The sequence below is a fragment of the Actinopolyspora sp. BKK2 genome (assembly GCF_011291845.1).
Taxonomy (GTDB): domain Bacteria; phylum Actinomycetota; class Actinomycetes; order Mycobacteriales; family Pseudonocardiaceae; genus Actinopolyspora; species Actinopolyspora saharensis.
Genome location: NZ_JAANTE010000003.1, coordinates 228,530 through 253,158, shown reverse-complemented (window position 1 = coordinate 253,158; position 24,629 = coordinate 228,530). Strand labels below are relative to the sequence as shown.

19 protein-coding genes are annotated in these 24,629 nt (G+C 67.9%); 7 read left to right on the top strand and 12 right to left on the bottom strand.

Features of this window, described 5'->3' with window-relative positions; translation table 11 throughout:
• Positions 1–27: 27 nt before the first annotated feature.
• A complete protein-coding gene (locus tag G9Q41_RS08045; RefSeq protein ID WP_165632271.1) occupies positions 28–960 on the bottom strand; it encodes a nitrilase-related carbon-nitrogen hydrolase in 933 nt (310 codons plus the stop codon).
• Between the two features lie 160 nt (positions 961–1,120).
• Complete coding sequence (locus tag G9Q41_RS08040) at positions 1,121–2,416, bottom strand: glutamate decarboxylase (RefSeq protein WP_242687239.1); 1,296 nt, start codon at positions 2,414–2,416, stop codon at positions 1,121–1,123.
• Between the two features lie 336 nt (positions 2,417–2,752).
• Here G9Q41_RS08040 and G9Q41_RS22270 point away from each other — a divergent pair, with 336 nt between their 5' ends.
• Positions 2,753–3,145, top strand: coding sequence for a LuxR C-terminal-related transcriptional regulator (locus G9Q41_RS22270; RefSeq protein WP_092522088.1), 393 nt, complete (start codon positions 2,753–2,755; stop codon positions 3,143–3,145).
• 337 nt (positions 3,146–3,482) lie between these two features.
• Here the strand turns inward: G9Q41_RS22270 and G9Q41_RS08030 are convergent, their stop codons facing one another.
• From G9Q41_RS08030 to G9Q41_RS08010, 5 genes are all read right to left on the bottom strand, one after another.
• Positions 3,483–5,180: a formate--tetrahydrofolate ligase gene (locus G9Q41_RS08030; protein ID WP_165632269.1), complete on the bottom strand. Its 1,698-nt coding sequence runs from the start codon at positions 5,178–5,180 to the stop codon at positions 3,483–3,485.
• Positions 5,177–6,022 carry a methylenetetrahydrofolate reductase gene (locus G9Q41_RS08025; protein WP_165632268.1) on the bottom strand — a complete coding sequence of 282 codons (846 nt, stop codon included), beginning with the start codon at positions 6,020–6,022 and terminating at the stop codon, positions 5,177–5,179. The genes G9Q41_RS08030 and G9Q41_RS08025 overlap by 4 nt, the downstream gene beginning before the upstream one ends.
• The gene (locus G9Q41_RS08020; protein WP_165632267.1) at positions 6,019–7,230 is read right to left on the bottom strand and encodes a glycine cleavage T C-terminal barrel domain-containing protein; all 1,212 of its coding nucleotides are present in this window, start codon (positions 7,228–7,230) and stop codon (positions 6,019–6,021) included. Before G9Q41_RS08020 ends, G9Q41_RS08025 begins: the two co-directional genes overlap by 4 nt.
• 99 nt (positions 7,231–7,329) lie before the next feature.
• Positions 7,330–9,822, bottom strand: a complete 2,493-nt coding sequence (locus G9Q41_RS08015) for an FAD-dependent oxidoreductase (RefSeq protein WP_165632266.1) — start codon at positions 9,820–9,822, stop codon at positions 7,330–7,332.
• Positions 9,823–10,025: 203 nt separating this feature from the next.
• Positions 10,026–10,694 (bottom strand): GntR family transcriptional regulator, encoded by a 669-nt coding sequence (locus G9Q41_RS08010; protein WP_165632265.1) that lies wholly within the window; start codon positions 10,692–10,694, stop codon positions 10,026–10,028.
• A gap of 170 nt (positions 10,695–10,864) precedes the next feature.
• On the opposite strand from G9Q41_RS08010, the gene G9Q41_RS08005 reads away from it, so the two are divergent.
• From G9Q41_RS08005 to G9Q41_RS07985, 5 genes are all read left to right on the top strand, one after another.
• Positions 10,865–12,088 carry a sarcosine oxidase subunit beta family protein gene (locus tag G9Q41_RS08005; RefSeq protein ID WP_092522076.1) on the top strand — a complete coding sequence of 408 codons (1,224 nt, stop codon included), beginning with the start codon at positions 10,865–10,867 and terminating at the stop codon, positions 12,086–12,088.
• A gap of 15 nt (positions 12,089–12,103) precedes the next feature.
• Complete coding sequence (locus G9Q41_RS08000; protein WP_165632264.1) at positions 12,104–12,373, top strand: sarcosine oxidase subunit delta; 270 nt, start codon at positions 12,104–12,106, stop codon at positions 12,371–12,373.
• A 4-nt stretch (positions 12,374–12,377) separates the two neighbouring features.
• Positions 12,378–15,281, top strand: coding sequence for a 2Fe-2S iron-sulfur cluster-binding protein (locus G9Q41_RS07995; protein ID WP_165632263.1), 2,904 nt, complete (start codon positions 12,378–12,380; stop codon positions 15,279–15,281).
• Positions 15,259–15,900: a sarcosine oxidase subunit gamma family protein gene (locus tag G9Q41_RS07990; RefSeq protein WP_092522070.1), complete on the top strand. Its 642-nt coding sequence runs from the start codon at positions 15,259–15,261 to the stop codon at positions 15,898–15,900. The genes G9Q41_RS07995 and G9Q41_RS07990 overlap by 23 nt, the downstream gene beginning before the upstream one ends.
• 430 nt (positions 15,901–16,330) lie before the next feature.
• Positions 16,331–17,068: an IclR family transcriptional regulator gene (locus G9Q41_RS07985; protein WP_092522068.1), complete on the top strand. Its 738-nt coding sequence runs from the start codon at positions 16,331–16,333 to the stop codon at positions 17,066–17,068.
• 108 nt (positions 17,069–17,176) lie between these two features.
• Here the strand turns inward: G9Q41_RS07985 and G9Q41_RS07980 are convergent, their stop codons facing one another.
• Together G9Q41_RS07980 and G9Q41_RS07975 are read right to left on the bottom strand one after the other, a co-directional pair.
• Positions 17,177–18,373: a hypothetical protein gene (locus tag G9Q41_RS07980; RefSeq protein ID WP_165632261.1), complete on the bottom strand. Its 1,197-nt coding sequence runs from the start codon at positions 18,371–18,373 to the stop codon at positions 17,177–17,179.
• Between the two features lie 344 nt (positions 18,374–18,717).
• Positions 18,718–19,842 carry a 5-methyltetrahydropteroyltriglutamate--homocysteine S-methyltransferase gene (locus G9Q41_RS07975; RefSeq protein WP_165632260.1) on the bottom strand — a complete coding sequence of 375 codons (1,125 nt, stop codon included), beginning with the start codon at positions 19,840–19,842 and terminating at the stop codon, positions 18,718–18,720.
• 222 nt (positions 19,843–20,064) lie between these two features.
• Between G9Q41_RS07975 and G9Q41_RS07970 the strand changes: the two genes are divergently transcribed.
• Positions 20,065–20,856 carry an IclR family transcriptional regulator gene (locus G9Q41_RS07970; protein ID WP_165632259.1) on the top strand — a complete coding sequence of 264 codons (792 nt, stop codon included), beginning with the start codon at positions 20,065–20,067 and terminating at the stop codon, positions 20,854–20,856.
• A gap of 102 nt (positions 20,857–20,958) precedes the next feature.
• Here the strand turns inward: G9Q41_RS07970 and G9Q41_RS07965 are convergent, their stop codons facing one another.
• From G9Q41_RS07965 to xylA, 3 genes are all read right to left on the bottom strand, one after another.
• Positions 20,959–21,486 (bottom strand): gamma carbonic anhydrase family protein, encoded by a 528-nt coding sequence (locus tag G9Q41_RS07965; protein WP_165632258.1) that lies wholly within the window; start codon positions 21,484–21,486, stop codon positions 20,959–20,961.
• 201 nt (positions 21,487–21,687) lie between these two features.
• On the bottom strand, positions 21,688–23,100 hold the full coding sequence (xylB, locus tag G9Q41_RS07960) for a xylulokinase (RefSeq protein WP_165632257.1): 1,413 nt from the start codon (positions 23,098–23,100) through the stop codon (positions 21,688–21,690).
• Between the two features lie 293 nt (positions 23,101–23,393).
• Positions 23,394–24,557, bottom strand: a complete 1,164-nt coding sequence (gene xylA, locus G9Q41_RS07955) for a xylose isomerase (protein ID WP_165632256.1) — start codon at positions 24,555–24,557, stop codon at positions 23,394–23,396.
• Between the last annotated feature and the right edge of the window lie 72 nt (positions 24,558–24,629).

The window sequence follows — 24,629 nt, the reverse complement described above, 5'->3', positions numbered from 1 at the left end:
GGCTCGGCCCGGGGCGCCCCGCACCGATCAGGTGGCGGGCAACAGTTCCTCCCGGAGGGAGACCCGGAGATCGCTGTAGTGGTCACCTTCCGGGCTGAACGGAGGTATGCGATCCGGAACGCAGTCGCTGACCAGCAGTGAGTCCACCGCGCGCTCCTCGGGGCCTGCCGTCACCAGCGCACTTCCGTCCGGTGCCCACACTCCGGAGTTGCCGCGGTACTGCCAGTGCCCGCGTTCCGTGCTCTCCCAGCCGCGTCGATTGGCGTAGGCGACGAAGACGCGCCACACCGAGGCCATGGCCGGGATGATGTGCTCCGTGGCGTCCGGGTAGGGGACTTGCGTCGGTGTTCCGTCGTGCAGCACGAAGTGCTGATCCGCGGCTGTGGGGCCGACCACGAGACCGGCCCCGCGCTGCACCAGGTTCTGGTACAGCGGGGGGAACTCGCACTCGTAGCAGTTCAACAGCCCCACCGGGTACTGGTTGATCTTGCACACGGGTGGGAGTTCGGTACCTGCCGTGAAGTTGGCGCGTTCGGCGGCACCGTAGAGGTGGGTTTTGCGGTAGTTGGCGACGAGCTCGCCGTCGGAGACCAGCGCGATCGAGTCGTGCACGGTGCCGCGGGCAGCGCGTTCCACGTAGGGCAGCGCGATGGCCGTTTCGTGACGCAGGGACAGTTCGCGGGCCGTGGAGACGGTGTTGCCCGAGCTGGGCTCGGCCAGCTGCTGGCACTCCTCCGGGCTCAGGGCGTAACCGGTGACGTAGCACTCGGGGAAGACCGTCAGCTGGCAGCGGTACGTGCCCGCCATGCGAACGGCCTCGTGCAGCCGCCGCAGGTTCTTCTCGACCGCCTCCGGGGTTCCCACCGGGTTCTCGGCTTGGAAGATTCCCAGGCGCAGTCCACTCCCCGCGTAGGGAGGTTCCTGGCTGTTGAGCCTACAGACGGCACGGATCGGCGACATTGCCGCTCCTTTCATCCGGTTGGTGTTCGAAACGGTCCGGAGCGCTGTGCGAGCTCCGGAAACTCGACGTGGTCGGGCGAACTCCCGTTGCGCTGAGGACTTCCGGTACGCGTCCCTTCCGGTACCGGGGCGGGGCGACCACGGAGAAACTGTGGTGAACTCAGGGGCCGGTGACGAAACTCCGCACGCTCTTCAGCAGGCTCTCGGCCTTTTCGCGGGTCATGTCGTCACGCACCACCACACGCAGCACGTCCGTGTCCTCCATGTCGGGCGGAAGTGCGTAGACGGGAACGGACCAGCCCAGCTGGCCCAGGTGGTCGGACAGCTCGTGCAGCTTCCACTGCACGTGGTCCCGGAGCCGAAGAGCCACCACGGGAAGCTGGCGGCCGTCTCCGAGTATGTCGAACGGCCCCGTCTCGGCCAGTGCGTCGGCCAGCATCGCCGCGATCTCGCGGCTGCGCGCGTGCGTGGCGCGGTAGCCCTCGAAACCGAGTCGGACGAAGTTGTAGTACTGCACCACCACCGGAGCGGCGGAGCGCGAGAAGGTCAACTCGTGATGCGTGCGCGTGCTGCCCAGATAGTTCGTCCGGAAGTCCAACCATCCGGTGCGCGCCTGGCGGTTCCTCCAGAGCATCCAACCCAGTCCAGGGGGGACCAGACCGTACTTGTGCCCGGATGCGTTGATGGACTGCACCCGGGGCAGCCGGAAGTCCCAGTCCAGCTCGGGGTCGAGGAACGGTGCCACGAAACCGCCGGAAGCCGCGTCGATGTGCAACGGCACGTCGACACCGCTCGAGTCGGCGAGCTCGTCGAGGGCTGTGGCGATCTTGGCGATCGGTTCGTAGCTGCCGTCTATGGTGGATCCGAGGACGCCGACCACACCTATGGTGTTCTCGTCGCACAGCTCGGTCACCGACTCGGGGGTCAGGTGCAGTGCCTGCTCCCCCACCCGGACCACACGGGGTTCGACGTTCCAGTGCCGGCAGAACTTGTGCCAGCAGACGTGCGCGTTGGAGCCGAAGACCAGGTTCGGTCGAGCGTTACCTCCCCGGGGACGGGAGTTGTGCTCCCACCTGCGCAGCAGGGAAGTCCCCGCGAGTAACGCGGCCTCGCTGGAACCGGTGGTGGCGCCTCCGACCACGCTCTTGGGATCGCCGCTCCACAGTCCTCCGAGGATCCGCACGCACTGCTGCTCGATCTCGGTCGCAGCGGGGTACTGGTCCCGGTCGACCAGGTTGTATTCGAGGTATTCGTTGAACAACTGGGCGACTTCCGGCTCGTAGGACGTGGCCAGGAAGGTGGCGAGGTTCATCGCGGGTGGTGTGTCACCCCCCATGCGCTTCCTGAGCACATCCGCCGCGGCGGAGGCCTCCCTGCCGTGTTCGGGCAATTCGCCTGGCGGTACCTGTGTGGAAGCTGGTGTGCCAGGTCGGCTGACCGCCGGCCTACCCGACATGTTCATCTCCTAGGAATCGAGTTGTCGTTGTACCGACTTTCCGAAACCTATGTCGGCAGGGCCGTGCGAGCCCATAGGAGGAAGGTTCCACTCCGGTTGATCACGGGCTGGAATGAAGGTTGGCTTTAATGGTCCGTTAGTACGAATTCCATGAACAGAAGTGCTAAATCGCTCCGGGTGAGGTGGAATGTTGCCTCCGGCGTGACGACAACCAGGATGGCGGTCGATCCGGCCCCGGGCTCAAAAGTGACCGAGATCACTTCTGTGGCTCGAAGCGTCAGTAGGGGACCGTCAGGTCGATAGGTGGCAATGGTGGAGAGTGGCGGGAGTCATTTCATGATCGATTCTTACCGGAAGGCACTCGATTCGGCAATCACGGCGATGCTGCGCGAGGCCATGGAGCACTCGGAGGCCTTGGATCATCTGGTCGACCAGATCAACCAGCTGGTCACGCTGCGGGTGAGGCTGGCCGAGACCCAGGGGGAGGACCAGGACGGGGACGAGGAGGTCGTGAAGTCCGAGTCGTCCGGGCTCGATCGGCTGACCCAGCGGGAGGGAGAGGTCCTCGACCACTTGGTGCGTGGCAGGTCCAATCGTCAGATCGCGCGCTCGCTGGCGATATCGGAGCGGACGGTGAAAAATCACCTGCACGGTATATTCACCAAGTTGGGGGTCACGGACCGCACTTCTGCCGCGATCACGGCGCTGGACGAGAGCAGGGAAACTTGATCAACATCTCGGTGGGCGTCCCGACGTGGGACGTCTTTTCACTGAAATGATCAAGTAGAAGTGTCCGACAGGTGAGAAGTGAAGAGAAAACGTGCCCGTGTGCTGCTTCGGTTGTGCGGGGTCGAAGTATTTGGCACGATAGTGTGAGAATTCAAAACGAAAAAAATTCGGAAATAGTTTTGGCCGCGCGTTGCGAAGGGCAGTCGCTTTTCGGTCCCGTTCTCGGGAGTCCGGAAACATCGACGCGTGTTCCCCGCAGTACCGTGGTCGGCCACCTCGCACCACCGCACCGACCCGACGAGCAGTCGTGATCGGTGCGGTGCGGGGCGGGCGGCGTTCAGCTCAATCCGACGACCTCACCGCGATCGTCGATGTCGATCCGTTCCGCGGCCGGACGGGAGCTGAGCCCCGGCATGGTGCGGATGTCACCGCAGATCGGGTACACGAACCCGGCTCCGACCGAGGCGCGGACATCGCGTACGGGCAATGTCCACCCGGTCGGGGCTCCGAGCAGACTCGGATTCGAGCTCAGCGACAGATGCGTCTTGGCGATGCAGACGGGCAACGAACCGAAGCCGTTCTCAGTGTAGCTCTTCAGCGCTTTCGCCGCGGCGGGCTCGTACGAGACGTCCTCGGCTCCGTAGACCCGAGTGGCGATGGTCTCGATCTTGCTCCGCAGGTCGGCCGAGTCGGGATAGAGCAGCTCGAAGCGACTCGGCTCCTCGGCGGCTTCGGCGACCGCCTCGGCGAGCTCGACCGCCCCCTTGCCACCGTCGCTGAAGTGGGTGCTGATCGCCACCCTGGCCCCGGCCTGCTCGGCGACGTCGCGGATCGCCTGGTGCTCACTGGCGTGGTCGGACGGAAAGGCGTTGACCGCCACCACCGGGGAGACACCGTGCAACCGGAGGTTGTCGATCTGCTTGCGCAGGTTCGCCGCTCCGGCCAGCACGTCGTCGGGATTCTCGGCCAGCATCTCCTCCGGAAGGTCCTTGCCCGCCACCACGCGGAAGCGACCGGAGTGAGCCTTGAGCGCGCGCACGGTGGCCACCAGCACGGCGGCGTCCGGGCGGAGCCCGGAGTTGCGGCACTTGATGTTGAAGAACCGCTCGGCCCCCATGTCGGCGCCGAACCCCGCTTCGGTGACCACGTAGTCGGCACACCTGCTGGCTATCCGGTCGGCCACGATCGAGGAGTTCCCGTGGGCGATGTTGCCGAAGGGGCCCGCGTGCACCAGTACGGGCGTGTTCTCCACCGTCTGCATCAGATTGGGCTTGATGGCCTCGCGCATGATCACCGTCATGGCTCCGGCCGCGCCGAGCTGCTCGGCGGTGACCGGCTCGCCGTCGTAGGTGTAGCCGATCACGATTCGTCCGAGCCGGGCACGCATGTCGTGCAACGAGGTGGACAGCGCGAGCACCGCCATCACCTCGCTCGCCGCGGTGATGTCGAAACCCGTCTGGTGCGGTGAGCCGTCGTCGTTGCCGCCCAGTCCGGTCACGATGTTGCGCAGATCCCTGTCGTTGACGTCGGTGACCCTCCGCCAGGTGATGCGACGTGGATCCAGCCCCAGCCGGTTCCCCTTGTGCAAGTGGTTGTCCACCATCGCCGCCAGCATGTTGTTGGCGGCGGTGACCGCGTGCATGTCCCCGGTGAGATGCAGGTTCAGCGCCTCCATCGGCACGACCTGGCTGTATCCACCGCCCGCTGCGCCGCCCTTGATGCCGAAGGTGGGGCCCATGGAGGGCTGGCGGACCGTCACCGCCGAGGTCTTGCCCAGGTGGCGCAGCGCCTGGCCGAGCCCGACGGTCGTGGTCGTTTTGCCCTCCCCCAGCGGAGTGGGCGTGATGGCCGATACCAGGACGTACTTGGCACGGTTCTCCGTACCGGCCTCCTCGAGGGCGTCCAGGGAAACCTTGGCCACGTCCCGGCCGTACGGTTCGAGCAGGTGAGGAGCCAGCCCCAACTGCCCGGCGATCTCCTCCAGCGATCTGCGCGGGGAGGACCGCGAGATGTCCAGATCGGACGGCATGTTCATGCGGGCACCTCCTGCAAGCGGTCGGCCGTTTCCATGGCCCACTGCCTGGTCTTGGCGATCTCGTTGAAGGTGAACAAGTGGCAACCGGCGATGTTGTAGTCCGGGTCCACGAGGTAGGGGGAGAGCTCGTCGAACAAGTTCTCCGGGGTGTAGCGGGTGAGCAGTTTCCCGACCACCCCGTGCTGCTTGCGCAGGAATCTCATGGACTGGCCCAGCCCGATCTTCATCGAGATCCGCAGCAACTTGCTCGGATCGATGGAGCCGGGAGCCCCGATGTAGACCGGAAGGGTCACCCCCCTGGCCCGCATGGTCTTGACCCACGAGGCGATCGTGTTCGGGTCGTAGCAGATCTGCGAGACGATGTAGTCCGCGTACCGCGCCTTCTCGTCGGTGGCCTGGATCGTCATCTGGTCCGAGATGAAGGAGTGCGGTTCGGGATAACCGGTGATGCCCACCCGGTGCGGCCTGTTGCCGATCTCCTCCATGCCCCGGAGCAGGGAAAGCGCGTCGGTGAACCTGCCTGCGGGGTTGTCCGCGTCACCGGCGATCACGAACACTTCGGTGAGCCCCAGGGCCTCGATCCGGGACAGCAGCTCGTCGAGGTGCGCGTTGTCCCGGACGAGCCGCGCCGCCAGGTGCGGGACCACGTGCATCCCCGAACCGCGCAGCCTGGCCGCGAGATCCAGGGTGGCCTCGGTCCCCTTGGAGGGCGAGGAGGTCACGGTCACCGTCGTGCCGGGGGGAAGCCCCTGCACCTGTTCCAGTGTTCCACGCAACGGCAGCACTTCGTAACGAGCGTTGCGCAGGTGGTGCTGTAGCTGTTGCCGCGCGTTCGTGCTCATTTCGACACCGCCGCTTCTTCCTGCTGCTCGAGTTGCTTGGGGATCTGCTTGTTCGGGTCGAGGAAGGGCTTCTCGGCCACCACGGCCTCCTGCGGCCCGTGCTGGGTCTCGACGACGAGCGGAGTTCCGGTCTCGCGGTAGCTGATCGGCACCATGGCGTAGCCGATGTTGCTCTCCACTCGCGGCGAGTAGCAGGCCGAGGTGACATCCCCGATGTGCAGGCCGTTCGGGTCCCGCACGGGGAAGGTGTCGATCATCGAACCGTCGTTGAAGCTGCCCACTTCCGGACCGCCGATCTTCACGCCCACCAGCCTGCGGCTGATTCCCTCGTTGTAGATGCGGGTCAGCGCCGACTTGCCGATGAAGTCGGCCTCCTGGTTGAGGTCGACCATCCAGGTCGCCTCGAAGCCGTAGCCGACCTCGAACGGGTTGGTGTCGTAGGTGATGTCGCAGCCCCAGGAGAGGATGCCGGCCTCGATCCTGCGGATGTGGCAGGGACCGATCACCTGCATGTCGTAGGGACGACCGGCCTCCCAGATCTTCTCCCAGAGGCGCACACCGTCGCGGCTGGCGTTGTGCAGGTAGATCTCGTAACCGAGTTCGGCGGTGTAACCGGTCCGCGAGACGATCACGTCCATGCCGTCGAGCTCGCGGTCCACCGCGTAGTAGTAGGGGATGTCCTTGATGGAGTCACCGAACAGGTCGATCATGACGTCGCGGGACTTGGGGCCCTGCACCTGCACGGGGCCCACGTCGGGTTCCCTGATCTGGACGTTCATGCCCATGCTGTAGGCGAGCCCCTTGGCCCAGAGGAGCACGTCGCTGTCGGCCAGCGACAGCCAGAAGTGGTTCTCACCGAGCCGCAGCAGTACGGGATCGTTGATGATCCCGCCCTCCTCGGAGGTGATGAACACGTACTTGCACTGCCCGACCCGGCACTTGTTGAGATCACGGGGAACCAGCATGTTGGTGAAGTCGAAGGCGTCCGGCCCTGTGATCTCGACCTGCCGCTCGACACCGACGTCCCACAGGGTCACACCGTTCAGCAGGTGCCAGTACTCGGCGACGGGGTCGCCGTAGTGCCTGGCGTGGTAGGTGTGGTTGTACACGCTGTACATGCCCACCCCGTGCCTGCGCGAGGCGTAGAAGAAGGGCGACTTGCGGATGCGGGGGTACTGCAGGATCGCAGGGGTCGGGTTGATGCTCATGGGGGACTCCTCAAGGGATCTTCGGATTGAACGGATCACCCCCACCGCTTCGCGGAGGACGGTGGGGACGATGATCGGGGGATCGGTTTCGATGCGCTTTTAGCAGCGCATCCGTTTCATCTCGGGGTCGAAGACCGGATCGGACATCACCGTCGCGGGGTGGCGTCGTCCGAAGTAGGAAACCTCCACCGGAGTTCCCGCCTCGGACAACTCCGAGGGCAGCCAGGCGTAGGCCAGGCTGAGCCCGATGCTGTGGCCGTAGCCCGTGCTCGTGGTGAAGCCGCAGGCCTGCCGGGCGGTTCGATCGGAAAAGACCGGTTCGGACCCCATGACCACAGTGCCGTCGTCGATCGACAGACAGCACAACTTGCGTCGAATCGGGTTCTCGCGACGGCGAAGCAGAGCGTCACGACCGATGAACTCGCCCTTGTCCGGTTTGACCGCGAAGGCGAGTCCGGCCTCGTCGGGAGTGTGCTCGCTCCACATGTCGCCGCCCCAGGCCCGATATCCTTTCTCCAGCCGGAGGTTGCTGAAAGCACCTCTGCCTCCGGCTATGACGCCGTACTCGGCGCCCGCGGCGGAAAGCAGGTCCCACAGCCGGAGACCGAAATCCGCCGAAGTGTAGAGCTCCCAGCCCAGTTCACCGACGTAGGACAGGCGCAGCGCGGTGACCGGGACCTCGCGCACGAACAGCCTTTTGGCTCGGAAGAAGCGGAACCCCTCGTGGGAGACGTCCTCGTCGGTCAACGACTGCAGCACGGCCCGGGCGTAGGGCCCCCACAGGCCGATGCAGCAGGTTCCACCGGTCGTGTCCCGCACCGTGGTCGCCTCGTCCGCGTGCTCGCGCATCCACGCGATGTCGCGCTGACCGTTGCAGCCGACCTGGAAGGTGTCCTCGGACAGGCGGGTCACGGTCACGTCGGAACGAACCCCTCCGGTGTCGTCCAGCATCAGCGTGTAGGTGACGTAGCCGGGGGCCCGATCCAGCTGGTTGGTGGTCACCCGCTGCAGCAGGTCCAGCGCACCGCGACCGCTGACCTCCGCGCGGCACAGTGAGGTCATGTCGTACATGGCGACCCGTTCGCGGGTGATCTGGTGCTCGGCTCCGATGATCGGGGACCAGTACCGGCTCGCCCACTCGCCGGGCGCGACTATTTCGCGCTCGGTGGTCAGCGGTGCGTTCGACTCGAACCAGTGCGGGCGTTCCCACCCGCTGGCCTCGAGGAACACGGCGCTGAGCTCCTGCTGCCTCGGGTAGAACGGGCTGGTCCGCAGCGGGCGCGGGTGCTCCGGAGGCTGCTGGGGGTGGATGATGTCGTAGACCTCGCGGAAGGTCTGCGCGCTGCGCTCGGCCACGTAGCTGTTGCTGTGGGCGAAGTTCTCGAAACGCCGCACGTCGGCGGAACGCAGGTCGGTGCCGGGGACACCGTCGGTCATCCACTCGGCCACGGCCTTGCCCACTCCGGCCGAGTGCGTGATCCACACCGCTTCGGCGAGCCAGAAGTTGTCCACCTCGCGGGTCGGCCCGAGCACCGGCCCTCCGTCCGAAGTGAACAGGAAGACGCCGTTCATCCCTTCGGAGACCTGGGTTCGACGCAGGTCGGGGACGAGCTCACGGCCGCGCTCGAAAGGTTCGGCGAAGTCCTCCGGGGTGAAGGGGTGCACCGAGGACATCCCCTTCCAACCGCCTCCCTCCGGCGGGGCTTCGGCCCCCTCGCCGGGGGCGGCGGTCGGGCTGATCTCCTCCGTGGACACCGGGATGACGCGGTGCCGGTAGGACCCGACCCCGTAGCGGTCGTGGATCTGGCGGAAGTACATCGAGCTGTCCTGCTGGCGCAGGATCGGCTGCTCGACCTCCTCGGAACCGGCCGTGAGCCCGGGAACGGGCTCGGTGACGGCGTACTGGTGCGCCACCGGTTGCACGGGGACGGACACCCCGGCCATTTCCCCCACCCGAGGTCCCCAGATGCCCGCGCAGCACAGCACGGTGTCGGTCTCCACGGTGCCCGCCGAGGTGTGCACGGCGTGCACCTTGCCGTCCGAGACGTCGAACCCGGTGACTTCGGTGTGCGCGGCGAAGCGGACACCGAGCCGCTCGGCCTCGCGCGACATCGCCTCGGCCGCGCGCACGGGCTTGGCGATCCCGTCGGTGGGGACGTACAACCCGCCGTAGATGTGGTCCGGGTCCACCTGCGGGATCTTTTCCCGCACCTCGGCGGGGGTGAGCAGCGTTCCTTGCACCCCCCAAGCCGTGGCCAGCCCGAGTTTGCGGTGCAGGTCGTCCCACCTGGCCCTGGTGGTGGCCACCTCGATACCGCCCACCTGGTGGAAGCAGGGCCGACCGTCGACGCTCAACGAGTTGAACAGCTCGACCGTGTAGTTGGCGAGCTGGGTCATCGTCTGCGAACCGCTCGTCTGGAAGACCAGCCCGGGGGCGTGTGAACTGGATCCTCCGGTGGCGAAGAGCGGGCCCTGCTCGATCACGAGCACGTCCGTCATCCCGCGCTGGGCGAGGTGATACGCGGTACTGCATCCGACGATTCCGGCACCGATTATCACAGTGCGTGCACGCGAACCGAGCGCCGAAGCCATAGCCGCCCCCTGTCGAAGTCGGGAACCGGTGTTGCGTTTAGAACAACTATCTGCGTCACTCGCAACAGTGCGCCCGATGCTATAGGTGTGTCAAGACACACATTCGGGCGAAAGACAACTGTTTCGGAGAGGCGGCATCATGCGCCTGAACAGGGAGTTCCCGAACATTTCTTCGGGTTTCGGGGAGCGTGCGGGGCGGAGCTTCAGATCGCCCGGCGAATGGCGTTCTCGAAGTGGTCGACGTGCTCCACGGCGATGCGGTCCGCGCGTTCCCCGTCGCCGGAGACCACCGCTTTCAGCAACTCTGCGTGCTCGGTGACGTGTCCCGTCACGTCGGGCAGTCGATCGAAGAAGAGGCCCCAGATGCGCAACGCGAGGTTGTAGTACTGCCCGAGGGTGTTCTCGAGGTATCCGTTGTGGGTGCAGCGGTACAGCGTGCGGTGGATGCGGGCGTCCACGCCCATCACCGCGTCCCGCTCCTCGGGGAGGTGCTCGACCGCTTCCGCCAGCTCCTCGAGTTCCGCGCGTTCCGCTTCGGTGGCTCGCTCGGCCGCCCTGCGGGCCGCGTGCCCCTCGAGGCGTCGGCGCACATCGGCGATCAGCGCGTGGTCGGTGATGTTGACCTCGGTGACGAACGTCCCCCGGCGGGGGTAGATCGCGACGAGGGACTCGGCCGCGAGTCGCTTCACGGCCTCTCGGAAGGGGGTGCGCCCGAGGTCGAGCTCACGGGTGAGGGCTTCCTCCTGAACCGGTGAACCGGGTTCCAGTCGTAACGAGAGGATCTCCTCCCGCAGGGTCAGGTAGGCCCGCTCCGCCTGCGAGAGGTTCCGGGTTGAGCCATCACCCGATGGGGAATTGACCGCTTCCGACACGGCTCGTAGTCTACCGTACAGACTGACATTTCAGTTGTTGGTTAGTTGTATATAACCCTTCGTGTGCTGTGGCCACTCGAAAGTGGAGCGCAACTCACTCCGGAGTGGGAACCGGTAAATCACGAGCACTACTGCGAGCAACCCGAACGCACTCCCAGCAAGGAGCCCCGTTGGTCGTTGACGGACACACTTCTCCCGCTCCGGACCGGCTGTGGCGCAATCCGGAGCCGAAGAGCAACTACGACGTGGTGATCGTCGGCGCGGGTGGGCACGGACTTGCCACCGCCTACTACCTGGCGCGCAACCACGGTGTGACGGACGTAGCCGTCCTCGAGCGCGGATGGCTCGCCGGTGGCAACATGGCACGCAACACCACGATCATCCGCTCGAACTACCTCCTCGACGCCAGCGCGGCGCTCTACGATCACGCCCTGCGGCTCTGGGAGGGACTTCCGGAGGAGCTGGACCACGAGTTCCAGTTCAGCCAGTGCGGCGTGCTCAATCTCGCCCACACCGAGCAGGAGGCGCGGGACGCGCGCAGACGAGCCTTCGCCAACGAGCTCAACGGGGTGGACGCCGAATGGCTCACCCCGGACGAAACAGCCGAGGTGTGCCCGATCCTGGACACCTCACCGCGGTTGCGCTACCCGGTGCTCGGGGCCACCTACCAGCGCAGAGCCGGGGTGGCCAAGCACGACCTCGTCGCGTGGGCGCTGGCGCGCAAGTGCGACGAGATGGGCGTGGACCTCATCCAGAACTGTGAGGTCACCGGGTTCGTCACGGCAGGCGATCGGGTGACCGGGGTGCACACGAGCAGGGGGACGATCGGCGCGGGACGAGTCGGGTTGGCCGCGGCCGGGAGGACGAGCCTCCTCACGGACACGCTGGGGATCTCCCTGCCGCTGCAGAGCCATCCGCTGCAGGCGATGGCCACCGAGATCCTGGAACCGGTGCACCCGTGCGTGGTCATGTCCAACCACGTCCACGTCTACACCAGTCAGGCCCACAAGGGGGAGCTGGTTCTCGGAGCGGGGATAGACACCCACAACGGGTACGCGCAGCGCGGCTCGGTGCACGTGATCGAGAACCAGCTGGCCGCGGCCGTGGAACTGTTCCCGGTCTTCGCGCGGGCCCACCTGCTGCGCACCTGGGCGGGAACGGTGGACGTCACCCCCGACGCATCGCCGATCATCGGCCCCACCCCCTACGAGGACCTCTTCGTCAACTGCGGTTGGGGAACCGGTGGTTTCAAGGCCACGCCGGGGGCGGGGTGGGTGTTCGCCCACACCATCGCCACCGGAGCTCCGCACCCGCTCAACGAGCCCTACGGGATGGAGCGGTTCACGAGCGGGGCGCTCATCGACGAACACGGTGCTGCGGCCGTGGCCCACTGAGGAAGGGGGAGATCAATGCTGCTCATCCGATGTCCGTGGTGCGGCGACCGCGACGAGGTCGAGTTCCGCTACGGAGGGCAGGCCGATGTGGCCTACCCGGCCGATCCCCACGAGCTCGACGACGCCGAGTGGGGGAAGTTCCTGTTCGTGCGAGCGAACCCGATGGGGGCACTCACCGAGCGGTGGGTGCACACCGCCGGCTGCCGCCGGTGGTTCTCCGTCGTCCGTGACACCGCGACCAACGAGATGACGCCGGACATCCCCCGGCGTCGGGAAAGTCGGTAGCGCCATGATGAGTTCGTCCAATCCCAACCGGCTCAACGCTTCCGTCCGCTCCGGACGGATCGACCGCACCCGGCTGATCAACTGCACCGTGGACGGGATCACGGTTCAGGGACGTCCCGGGGACACCCTGGCCTCGGCGCTGCTGGCCAGCGGAACGATCGAAGTGGGCTCCTCCGTGCACCGCGGCCGAGCCCGCGGGGTGCTCACGGCCGACTGCACCGAGCCGAACGCCCTGGTGCAGCGGTTGGACGGTTGTCCGGAACCGATGCTCGCCGCCACCGAGATCGAGCTGTACGAGGGGCTGGAAGTCCGCACCCTGTCGGGTGTCGGCTGGTTGAGCGGGGAGCGGGACACCGCCCGCTACGACAAGAAGTTCGTGCACTCCGACGTGGTCGTGGTCGGGGCCGGACCGGCGGGCATGGCCGCGAGTCTGGCCGCCGCCCGCAGCGGCGCGCGAGTGATCCTGGTCGACCAGCATCGTGAGCTGGGCGGCATGCTGCTGGACGGGCAGTCGCACATCGCGGGGCATCCGGCCACCGAATGGGTGGGGCGCTCCGCCAGGGAGCTGGCCGAGAACGAGAACGTGCGGGTGCTGCCCCGCTCGGCCGTGCTCGGCTGCTACGACCACAACTACCTGCTCGTGGCCGAGCGCAGGACCGACCACCTGCCCACGACCCCGGAGGCGGCCACCAGGCAACGGCTCTGGCACGTCAGGGCGGGCCAGGTGGTGCTCGCCACGGGGGCGCACGAGCGCCCCCTCGTGTTTGCCGACAACGATCGCCCCGGGGTCATGCTCGCCTCGGCGGTGCGCTCCTACCTCAACCGCTACGCCGTGCTTCCGGGGCGGAACGCGGTGGTGTTCACGACCTCGGACAGCGCCTACACCACGGCGCTCGATCTGCTCTCCTCCGGAGCGCGGGTTCCCGCGATCGTCGACACCAGACCGAATCCCCCAGCTCGACTGGTCGAGCAGGCCCGCGCGGCCGGGGCGCAGGTTCACCCCGGCGCTGTCGTGGTCGCCACGGAGGGATCCCCGCGGATCTCCGCGGTGCGAATCCGCGGACTGGACGACAACGGTGCGCTCAGCGGTGCACCCGTGGACGTCTCCTGCGATCTGCTGGCCGTGTGCGGTGGCTGGAACCCGGCCGTCCAACTGTTCGCCCAGAGCGGCGGAGCGGTGCGGTGGGATCCGGTCGTCGCCGGGTTCGTGCCGTCGAACACCGGGGGGCGCTCGACTCGGGTCGTGGGAGCGGCCCGCGGGACCTACGATCTGGCCGGTTGCCTGGCACAGGGGTTCGCGGCGGGAGCCGAGGCCGCGACCGTGGCCGGTTTCCGAACCGCGCCGCCACCGGTCCCCCAGGTGGACGGGGACCGCCCCGGTTCCCGGCCCCGTCCGGTCTGGGCGGTTCCGGACGAATCGCGTCCCCCGGAGTCCTGCGCGGACCACTTCGTCGATCTGCAGCGCGACGCCACCGTGGCCGACATCCACGCCGCCACCGAGACGGGGATGCGTTCGGTCCAGCACGTCAAGCGGTACACGACCATTTCCACGGGGGTCGAACAGGGCAAGAACTCCGGGGTGAACGCGATCGGCGTGCTGGCCGACGTCCTCGCGGCCGACTCCCCGGGTGAGGTCGGCACCACGACGTTCCGCCCGCCCTACACGCCGGTGCCGCTGGCACTGTTCGCGGGCCGAACCAACGGGTCGCTCTACGACCCGGTGCGCACGACCCCCATGCACTCCCGGCACGAACAGGCCGGAGCTGTTTTCGAGGACGTCGGCCAGTGGAAACGGCCGCGCTACTACCCGCGTCCGGGCGAGGACATGCACAGCGCGGTCCTGCGGGAGTGCGCGGCGGCGCGCACCGGGGTGGCCATTCAGGACGTGAGCACGCTGGGGCGCATCGAGGTGGTCGGTTCGGACGCCCCGACCTTCCTCGACCGGGTTTACACCAACGGTTTCGCCAACCTCCCGGTCGGCAGAGCCCGCTACGGAATGATGTGCGGGGCGGACGGGATGGTGCTCGACGACGGCGTGTCGATGCGACTTGCCGAGGACAGGTACCTGATGAGCACCACCACCGGCGGCGCGGCGAAGGTGCTGGACTGGCTCGAGGAGTGGTTGCAGACCGAGTGGCCCGAGCTGGACGTCTACTGCACCTCGGTGACCGAGCAGTGGGCGGCCGTCGCCGTGGTGGGGCCCGATTCCAGGACGGTGGTGGGGCGCCTCGCCCCCGATCTGGACGTCTCCGCCGAGTCCTTCGGCTTCATGCGGTTCCGGGAGACGGTGCTCGGCAACGGGATACCGGCCAGGGTGGCCCGGGTGTCCTTCTCCGGCGAGCTGGCTTTCGAGATCAACGTGGCCGGGTGGTACGGACGAGCGCTGTGGGACGCCGCGATGGCGGCGGGCGCCGACCTGGACATCACTCCCTACGGCACGGAGACGATGCACGTGCTGCGCGCCGAGAAGGGGTTCGTGATCGTCGGGCAGGACACCGACGGTACCGTCACCCCGCTGGACCTGGGCATGGACTGGGCGGTGTCCCGCCGCAAGGACTTCATCGGGAAACGCTCGCTGAGTCGCCCCGAGATGTTGCGCGAGGACCGCAAGCAGCTGGTGGGGCTGCTGCCGGTGGACACCGACACCCTGCTCCCCGAGGGGGCTCATCTGGTCGACCCCGGGGCTTCCCGGCGTCCTCCGGTGCCGATGCAGGGGCACGTCACGTCGAGCTACCACAGCGCCGCCCTCGGACGCACCTTCGCGCTAGGGCTGGTCAGCGGGGGGCAGGAACGGATCGGGGAAGTGCTGCGCTCCCCGGTGGACGGTTCCGACATCGAGGTGGAGGTAACCACCCCAGTTCTCTACGATCCGGAAGGAGTTCGACGTGACGGTCCTGCACAGGGTTGAAACCGATCTCGCCGAAGAGGACACCGCCGCAGTGGCGGCACCGCGGCACAGCCCCCTGGAACACCGCAGCGCGGAGTTCGAACGAGCCACGGCGCTCGGGCCGAGGGGAGTCCGCCTCAGGGAGGAGCCGTTCCTGACTCAGCTCGACCTCCGAGTTCCTCCGGACGAGGTTGCTTCCGGGGCGATCGCCGAGACGCTCGGTCTGACGCCGCCCGCGGCGAACGAGGTCAGCGGCGACGAGGAGCGGGCCCTGCTGTGGCTGGGGCCGGACGAGTGGCTGCTGGTGGCCGAGGAGGAGCGGGCCCGGGGCGTGCTGCGTGCGGTCCGTGCCGCGCAGCAGGAGGCGCGGGGTTCCTCGGTGGACGTGTCCGCGAACCGGACGACGCTGCGGCTCGCCGGCCCGGCCGCGCGCGAGGTGCTGGAAAAGGTGTGCTCGCTGGACCTGCACCCGCGGGCCTTCTCGGTCGGTGACTGCGCGCAGACCCTGCTCGGGCGCGCGGGCGCGGTGCTGTGGCAGGTGGGTGCGGAACCCGAGTACCGCGTTCTGGTGCGTTGCTCGTTCGCGGAGTACCTCGCGGACCTGCTGCTCGACGCCATGGCCGAGTTCTTGGAGGGATGAGTCAGCGGGCACGACAGCATCAGCACTCGACCGAGTCCGTCGGGCCGGAACCGCGTCGGTGGGACCGATCGACGCGATTCCGGTTCGGCCGCATCAGTGGCTCACCCGGTGGAGGGCCGGTTTCGCGGGGGTCGTGGTGGTTCCCTCGCGCGGTAGGATAAAAGTGACGGGTCCCGGTTCGGGCGATTTCCCCCGCCCAGGCCGGATGGTGGTAGCGCAACCGGTGAGCTCGCCGGTACCGCCGGGTTCGTCCACACGGGCGAGCATTGTTGCGAACAGGGAGTCCAGCGAAGTCCCGGTCGTGCTTTTGGTTCGACGGTGCGGCTGGGCAGACAGCTGGTTCCGGCAGTTGTCCCCGGACGGATACGGTTGAGTAGTGAGTGAATCAGCGGACGCACGAGGTAAGGGATCGGCAGCACTCGTCCAGTCGGTGGATCGGGCCGTGACGATCCTGGAACTCGTGGCACGCAACGGCGAAGTCGGGATCACGGAGATCGCCGGTGAGCTGGGTGTGCACAAGTCTACCGCGTCGCGGCTGGTCAGCGTGTTGGAAACGCGCGGCCTGCTGGAACAACTCAAGGACAGAGGCAAGTACGTGATCGGCTTCGGGGTGGTGCGGCTGGCCGGCGCCGCGACCGAGCGGATGGATCTTCCCCGGCTGGGAGGGCCGTACTGTGACTCGCTCGCGGCCGAACTCGGTGAGACCGTCAACATCGCCATCCGCGACCACGACGTGGCCATCAACATCAGTCAGGCGCGTGGTACGGCCGCCGTCACCGCGCACAACTGGGTCGGACAGCGGACCCCGCTGCACGCGACCTCCAGCGGGAAGGTGCTGTTCGCGCACTCCCCGGAAGAGGATCGTGAGGACCTGCTCAATGAGGAGCTGCAGCAGTACACGGCCCGCACCATCACCGATCCGGAGGAACTTCGCAAGGAGTTCCAGGCGATCGTCAGGGACGGTTTCGCGACCAGTTACGAGGAGCTGGAGCTGGGACTGAACGCCGCCGCCGTCGCCGTGTACAACCACGACGGCGGAGTCATAGCCGCGTTGAGTGCCTCCGGGCCGTCCTACCGCTTCTCCCGCAGGCGGATGCGCGAACTGGTGGACGCGATGACGGTGGCCTCCAAGGAGCTCTCCGCCCAGCTCGGTTACCTGGAGTCCTGAGCCTTTCGTCCGCCTTTCAGGCTGGAGGCCGTGCGCAACCAGGGCTGACGGACTCGCTCGTCCGAGCCCGCGCGGCTTCCGGACCCGTCCTTCCACCCGTGTGCGGGATCAGCGCGACTCGTCTCCTTCCGCGGGGGACTCTCGCGTGTGCTGGGGGCCGGCCGCGTCGTTGACCATCGTGTCCGAGCTCCGGGAATTCTCCGCCGGCTCGGAGAGCGAGTAGTGGGCGCGGATGCCGGCGGCCTCCCGGAGCATCCGGTGGGTGGTGAACATGTCCGCGACCCGGTCGGCGAACAGCGCGCGCTGGTGCTCGTCCTCCGGATGCACCGTTTCGATCATGTGCTTGGCGAAGTAGATCCGCAGCGCGCTCCGGTCAGCCTGATCGTTGATGGGCAGGATCCCGGGGTCGGGGTTCTGCCCGTCGAACTCGAATCCGTGCTGCCCGGCTCCGCCGAGCTCGGTCTCCGCGCTGGTCCGTTCGGACGTGGTCCACCACCTGCTGGACGAGCTCGGGGTGGATCGGGCCGGTCCGGAACTGTGCGCCAGCTGGGAGAGGCGGTCCAGGGAGTCCACCAGCTCGAGGGTCTCCTCGAGGTGCTGCTTGGTCATCTCGCCCTGGGCCAACCACCACACCACGGCGCTGCCTGCGTCCTTGAGCGCGTCCTCGGCCAGGTACTCGCGCAGTCCACGCTCCTGGTCCCGCCTGCGCTGCCGGAGCTCCTCGTCCTTGGCCGCCTCGCTGAGCGCGCGCAGTCGTTCCGCGTCCTGCTCCCCGAGGGACAGGGAGACGTCAGTTGCCCAGGCCTGCAGGTAGCCCTCTCCGTCCTGCCGGAGCGTCCCGAGAGCGGCCTGCAACCGGTGCGCGGTGATCTCGTGGTCCAGCGCCCCCGTCTCGGCCGTCACCGCGCTGGCGCGGTCGTGCACGGATTCCACGGCGATGGCTCGTTGGCGTTCCGGGCCGGGACCGGCAGCTCCCGGCCCCGGTATCCAGTGCACGTTGGCGGAGAGCAACAGCGGGTACTCGGGGTGAACGGTGGGCACCCGGAGTCCGCTCACTTCGCAGGAGGGATGGGGAGTCGGGGGATCCTCGGTACGCTGCTGTTTCTCCCGCATCTCCTGGCGGATCTGTTGCTGTGCGCGTCGTTGGAGTATTCCCCTGCCGAGCAGCGCCGGAATCGTCAGCAGCACGAGCGCAAGAGGCAGCCAGGCCCAAACGGGCCAGCCCAGGGCGAGCCCGAGAAGCACCGGAGCGAGCAGGAGTACTCCGGCCAACGTTCCGAGCAGCGTCTTCTCCTCGTACGTCATCGGCTGACCTCCTCATCGCGCCGGTGTGTGAATCCGGCTTCCGCGCTTCCCGCTCCCGGTGCGTTCCGGTCTCCCGCGCGGCGGCCACACAGGGGGCGGGGGTCCGGGTGGTGCTGCCGGGGTCGTGGGACCGGTTGAGCGCTCCTGCCCGCGACGCGTTTCGATGAGCTTCGCCGAGCGGTTTCCGCAGGCTCCGCGGGGGCGGATCGGATGGCACACCCCCGTGCGTACCGCTCGGACCTGGGGGAGAGGTACCTCCCGTGATCGAGTTCGCTCGAACGGAGTAGACGTTTCCGGGACGGGAGGGGCCGGTGCCGCACGGGCCCCGGCCCCGCGTCGAATCCCTAGGACGTGCCCCACACCTCCTGGGCGGTCTCGACGATCAGCTTGAGCTTCGCGACCTGCTGCTCGTAGCTGAGGGCGTTGCCCTCCTCGGTCGAGGCGAATCCACACTGGGGGGACAGGCACAGCTGGTCGACGTCGATGTAGCGGCTGGCCTCCTCGATGCGACGTTTCAGCGTGTCCTTGGACTCGAGCTCACCGCTCTTGGTGGTGACCAGGCCGAGGACCACCGCCTTGTCCTTGGGGACGAAGCGGAGCGGAGCGAATCCTCCGGAGCGCTCGTCGTCGTACTCGAGGAAGAACCCGTCCACGTCGAGTTCGCTGAACACCGCCTCGGCGACGAATTCGTAGCCGCCCTCGGCGACCCAGGAGGAGCGGTAGTTGCCCCGGCACATGTGCGTGGTCACGGCCATGTCCGCCGGTTTCCCCGCCAGAGCCGCGTTGATCTGCTTTATGTTGCGCAGGTGCTGGCGTTCGGCGTCGGCCCCCGTGGCCGCGAGCTGCTCCCGCTGCGCCGGGTCGTTGAGGTAGGCCAGGCTGGTGTCGTCCAGCTGCAGGTAGCGGCACCCGAGGCGGCCCATGGCGCTGATCTGGTCGGCGTAGGCGGCGGAGAGGTCGCTCCAGAACTCCTCGATGTCCGGGTAGACCTCCTCGCTGATGGCCGCGGGTCCACCTCTGTAGTGGACCATGCTCGGAGAGGGGAGTGTCAACTTCGGGGTGTTCGTGGTGACCTGCTTGCGCAGGTACTCGAAATCCTCGGCGAATATGGGTTCTTCCAGAGCTATCTTCCCGTCCACTTTGGTCGCCGACGGGGTGAATTCGATGTCTCCGGATTCGTTGTGGAACTGCACGTGCATGGTCGAGTCGGACTTCCCGATCCCGGCGAGCCGGTAGATGAAGTCCATGTGCCACGTGCTGCGCCGGAATTCCCCGTCGGTGGCAGTGGAGAGCCCGATCTCCTCCTGCATGCGCACCACTTCGGTGACTGCGCGGTCCTCGACCTCGCGCAGCCCCTCCGCGGTGATGCGGCCCGCCGCGAAGTCCTCGCGAGCCGCGTGCAGGTAGGAGGGGCGAAGCAGACTGCCGACGTGGTCGGCCCGGTACGGTGGGAAACTGCGCTGTGCCATGCGGCGCACACTAGGGCAGTGCGGAAGCGCTGCACAGCATCCGCCCGGATCGTCGCCCGTGCGCTGCTGTTATTTCCGCGGATTTCTGCGTTCGGGAAAACTTTCCGTAATTTTATTTCCGCTGAGCGGAAAATGGGGTTCATGGACCGCTTCGCGTCCTGCATTCTGTCCGGGTGTGTCCGTCGCGGCGGCCGCAACGGGTGATTCGCTCTCGGGAGAGGCATGGTGTCCGACGCGGGAAGATCCGGGGAAAGACCGGAGAAAGAAACGGTCGTGGGGAAACTGGTCGATCTGCTGGCGGCGTTCTCGCCGCGGCGCCAGGAACTGACTCTCAGTGAGATGGCTCGCTTCTCCGGGCTCGCCACGACGACCGTGCACCGACTGGCCGGTGAGCTGACCGAACGCGGACTCCTGGAACGAGGGGCGGATCGCAGGTACCGCATAGGTCTGGCCCTGTTCGAGATAGCGGCACTGGCTCCCCGCGGTCCGGGGCTGCGCGAGGTGGCACTGCCGTTCATGGAGGACCTCTACGAGGTGACCAGGGAGAACGTCCAGCTCGCCGTGCGGGCTGGCGACGAGATGGTGTTCGTCGAGCGGATCGCCGGACGTTCCTCGGTCGGGGTTCGCACTCGCATCGGCGGGCGTTTCCCGATGCCCCCGACCGGAGTGGGGTTGGTGCTGCTCGCCCACGCACCGGCCGATGTCCAGCAACGCGTGCTGGAGGCTCCGTTGACCCGGTACACGCCGTACACGCTCACCGATCCGGAATCACTGCGCAACACCTTGGCCGAAGTGCGCCGCACCGGGGTGGCGATCAGTGACCGCCAGGTGACCTCGGACGCGGTGTCGGTGGCCGTCCCGGTTCACGACGACCACGACGTGGTGGCCGCCCTGTCCGTGGTCCAACGTTTCGGGGACGCCCGGCCGAGTTCGCTCACCCCGGCCGTGCGGGCCGCCGCGCTGGGGATGTCCCGCTCGCTCGCGGCGGCGGGCAGCGCTCCCGCCGGACGCTGAGCGCACGAAACTTCCGGGCGCCCCCGTCCGCGGGTCCGGTGGCCGCGTCCCGGTGGGCGGAAGATGGTTCGCCTCCCCGCCGGGACAACCGGACGGAGGGCTTCAACGGGAGTGGACCTCGGAGGCTCGTTCGTGCTGTCGCTTCAGCTCCAGGTAGTGCTCGGCGTTGGCCTTCACGAGCTCGCGCTCCTCGGCCGAGGTCTCCCGGCGCACCTTGCCCGGAACACCCGCGACCAGCGAATTCGGTGGGATCTCAGTGCCTTCGAGGACCACGGTCCCTGCCGCGAGGAGGGTGCCCGTTCCGATGCGGGCACCGTTGAGCACCGTCGTGCTCATCCCGACCAGCACCTCGTCCTCCACGGTGCACCCGTGGAGCACGGCCCGGTGCCCCACCGAGACGTGCTCGCCGATGGTCACCGGGAATCCCGGATCGGCGTGCAGCACGCAGCCGTCCTGGACGTTGCTGTACCTGCCGATGGAGATGCGGTCCCCGTCGGCGCGCACGACCGAGCCGTACCAGACGCTGGCCCCCGAGGAGAGCGTGACGGAGCCGGCCAGGGTGGTTCCGTGGGCCGCCCAGGAGTCCTCCGCGAGCTGCGGAGCGGTCCCGTTGATCTCCACCGCGTACATGACACCTCCGTGGAATCGGACTCGTGCAGGGGACAACCTACACACGAGCGAGTGGGGACTCGTGGACGCATCCGGGTGAGCGCCCGGGTGCTCCGCCGCGGGCCGGATCCCGCGGGCTCCTCGCGAGTGCCCGGCGGGACCCCGGTGGAGCCGCCGCGACCCGGTGGACGCCGCCCGGCCGGGAGGCGGGGAGAGGCGCTATCAGACGCCGTAGACCCTGGTGCGCGCCCGCCGGTAGGCTTCCCGGACCTCGGCTCCCGAATCGACGTCGCCGGCCTCGTGCCGCTCGTAGCGCAGCTGCCAGTCCGGTGGCTGCTCGCTCCCGGCGGCGACCCACGCGGCCTGCTTGGCCGCTCCCAGCGCGACGTACTCCGCCGGTTCCGGCACGTGCACGTCCACGCCGAACAGGGAGGGGGCTATCGCGCGTACGGCGGGGGAGTCGGCCGCTCCGCCTATCAGCAGGACACGTCGCACCGTCACCCCGACCTCGCGCAGCGCCTCCACTCCGTCGGCCAGGCCGCACAGCATCCCCTCCACTGAGGCCCGGGCCAGGTTCTCCGGGGTCATGTTCGTCCCCCGCATGCCCGTGAGCGTGCCGGTGGCCTCCGGCAGGTCCGGAGTGCGCTCCCCCTCGAGATAGGGGATCAGGCTCAGGCCTCCCGAACCGGGAGCCGCCGACAACGCGAGATCGCTGAGCCCGTCCAGGTCGGTTCCCAGCGCGTTGGCCGTGGAGTCCAGCACGCGAGCGGCGTTCAACGTGCACACGAGCGGAAGGTGTCGACCGGTCGCGTCGCAGAACCCGGCCACGGTCCCGGTCTCCTCGGAGGTGGGGTGGTCGGAGACGGCGAAGGCGGTTCCCGAGGTCCCCAGCGAGACGACCACGTCGCCCGGTCCGATGCCCATGCCCAGCGCGGCCGCCATGTTGTCGCCGGTACCGGGGCCGAGCACGGCACCGTTGAGCTCCTCCAGACCGGCGACTTCGCCCGCCTCGTCGGAGGGGCCCAGGATCTCGGGCAGGCGCGGTGTGCGCCCGCCCAGCACCTCCCGGCACAGCTCTGGCAGCCACTCCCCGGACGCAGGGGAGAAGTAGCCCGTTCCGGAAGCGTCCCCGCGGTCGGTGCAAGCCTGCTCCGGACGCCCCGCCAGTCGCCACGTCACCCAGTCGTGCGGCAGGAGCACCCGGTCCAAGCGATCCGCGTTGTGCGGTTCGTTCTCGGCCAGCCAGGCCAGCTTGGGCAGGGTGAAGCTCGCCACCGGCACGAGTCCGGTTCGCTCGGCGAGCTTGTCCGCTCCGTGGCGTTCGATCAGCTCACGAGCCTGCGGGGCCGATCGGGTGTCGTTCCACAGCAGCGCGTCCCGCAGGGGAGCACCGCCGCTGTCGAGCGGAACCAGACCGTGCTGTTGCCCGGCGACCGAGACGGCCTCGACGGGGCCGGGGGCCTGGTCGATCGCCTGCCGGACCGCCTCGCCGCAGGCCGTCCACCACACGGCGGGGTCGATCTCGGTCTGAGGAGGATGTGGGGACTTTCCTTCGGAAACCACCACGCCGTCCTCCGAGTTCACCACCACTGCCTTGGTGGACTGAGTGGACGAGTCGATACCCAGAATGAACACGACTTCCTCCTCGAAAAGCACTGCGTCGCGAATGTGTGAGACTACGCCGAACGCGGGCTGCGAGGCAGCCCGCGTTCGGCGTCCGAGTTGCGTTGTCCGGCGGCCCACGTCGCGGGTGCTCGCTGAACGTGGCCGAAGGCCGCCCGTGCGGCGCGTCCCGCCGGGCGGACCGCGCCCCGAATTCAACACCCGCCCGCGGGATCGTCCGGCAACGCGGCCGTCGTGCTCCGGAGGGGCCACCCGCGGGGCGGCCCCTCCGGAGCACCCAGTCCCGCGAGAGGACCGGGCCGCGCTCAGCCGAGCCCCATGAGGTGCTCCAGAGCGAGCTGATCGAGCAGTTCGTAGTGCATGGCCCGCTTGCCGGCCTCCTCGGGGTCGAAGTCCTCCTGCGCGGTGAGCAGGTCGGCCGCCTTCTCCCCGGAGGAGCTCGTGGGCCGACGGAGCTCGGTGACCCGGGACGCTTCCAGCACTTCCCGCACCCTGGGATCGGCGCGGAAGGCCGCGGCGCGGTCCTTGAGGATCAGGTAGTTGCGCATGCAACCCGCCGCCGACTCCCACACGCCTTCCTCGTCCTCGGTGCGCGAGGGCTTGAAGTCGAAGTGCCGCGGACCGGAGTAGCCCGCGCTCTCCAGCAGGTCGACCGTGAAAAAGGCGTTCTTGAGGTCACCGGCACCGAAGCGCAGATCCTGGTCGAACTTGGCGCCGTGCTGTCCGTTGAGGTCGAGGTGGAACAGTTTGTCCGACCACAGCGCCTGGGCGATGCCGTGCACGTAGTTGAGCCCGGCCATCTGCTCGTGACCGACCTCAGGGTTGACCCCGACCATCTCGGGATGCTGCAGGCGCTCGATGAACGCCAGTACGTGCCCCACGGTGGGCAGCAGGATGTCCCCGCGGGGTTCGTTCGGCTTGGGCTCCAGAGCCAGCCGCAGGTCGTAGCCCCGCTCGCGGATGAACTCGCAGACCAGGTCAATGCCTTCCTTGTAGCGCTCGAACGCGCTGCAGGCGTCGAGCGCGGCCTCGGACTCGGCGCCTTCCCTTCCGCCCCAGGCCACGAAGGTCTCAGCTCCCAGCTCGGCCGCCAACTCGACGTTGCGCAGCACCTTGCGCAGCGCGAAACGCCTGATGTCGCGATCGTTGGCCGTGAGGGCGCCGTCCTTGAAAACCGGGTGTCCGAAGAGATTGGTCGTCACCATCGGAACGGTCATCCCGGTCTCGTCGAGCGCCGCGCGGAAGCGGGACACGGCGTTCTCGCGCTCCGATTCGGAGGCGCCGAACGGGATCAGGTCGTCGTCGTGGAAGGTGACTCCCCACGCGCCCCGCTCCGCCAGCTTGTGCACGGCCCGGACCGGGTCCAGTTCGGGCCGGGTAGCGGCGCCGAACGGGTCGGCGCCCTGGAATCCGACCGTCCACAGGCCGAACGAGAACTTGTCGGCCGGGGTGGGCGAGTAGTCGTTCATTCGGTTTCTTCTCCTTCGGAGCGGTTGCTCACCTGTCGTTGACGAGGCCGGCACCGGCCCCACCCCCGAGTG

Coding starts and splice junctions, on each gene's coding strand:
- G9Q41_RS08045 (WP_165632271.1), bottom strand. CDS start 960: ATGTCGCCGATCCGTGCCGTCTGTAGGCTCAACAGCCAGGAACCTCCC.
- G9Q41_RS08015 (WP_165632266.1), bottom strand. CDS start 9,822: ATGGCTTCGGCGCTCGGTTCGCGTGCACGCACTGTGATAATCGGTGCC.
- G9Q41_RS08025 (WP_165632268.1), bottom strand. CDS start 6,022: ATGAGCACGAACGCGCGGCAACAGCTACAGCACCACCTGCGCAACGCT.
- G9Q41_RS08000 (WP_165632264.1), top strand. CDS start 12,104: ATGCTGCTCATCCGATGTCCGTGGTGCGGCGACCGCGACGAGGTCGAG.
- G9Q41_RS07970 (WP_165632259.1), top strand. CDS start 20,065: ATGGTGTCCGACGCGGGAAGATCCGGGGAAAGACCGGAGAAAGAAACG.
- G9Q41_RS08020 (WP_165632267.1), bottom strand. CDS start 7,230: ATGAGCATCAACCCGACCCCTGCGATCCTGCAGTACCCCCGCATCCGC.
- G9Q41_RS22270 (WP_092522088.1), top strand. CDS start 2,753: ATGATCGATTCTTACCGGAAGGCACTCGATTCGGCAATCACGGCGATG.
- G9Q41_RS07995 (WP_165632263.1), top strand. CDS start 12,378: ATGATGAGTTCGTCCAATCCCAACCGGCTCAACGCTTCCGTCCGCTCC.
- G9Q41_RS08030 (WP_165632269.1), bottom strand. CDS start 5,180: ATGAACATGCCGTCCGATCTGGACATCTCGCGGTCCTCCCCGCGCAGA.
- G9Q41_RS07980 (WP_165632261.1), bottom strand. CDS start 18,373: ATGACGTACGAGGAGAAGACGCTGCTCGGAACGTTGGCCGGAGTACTC.
- G9Q41_RS07975 (WP_165632260.1), bottom strand. CDS start 19,842: ATGGCACAGCGCAGTTTCCCACCGTACCGGGCCGACCACGTCGGCAGT.
- xylA (WP_165632256.1), bottom strand. CDS start 24,557: ATGAACGACTACTCGCCCACCCCGGCCGACAAGTTCTCGTTCGGCCTG.
- G9Q41_RS08040 (WP_242687239.1), bottom strand. CDS start 2,416: ATGTCGGGTAGGCCGGCGGTCAGCCGACCTGGCACACCAGCTTCCACA.
- G9Q41_RS07965 (WP_165632258.1), bottom strand. CDS start 21,486: ATGTACGCGGTGGAGATCAACGGGACCGCTCCGCAGCTCGCGGAGGAC.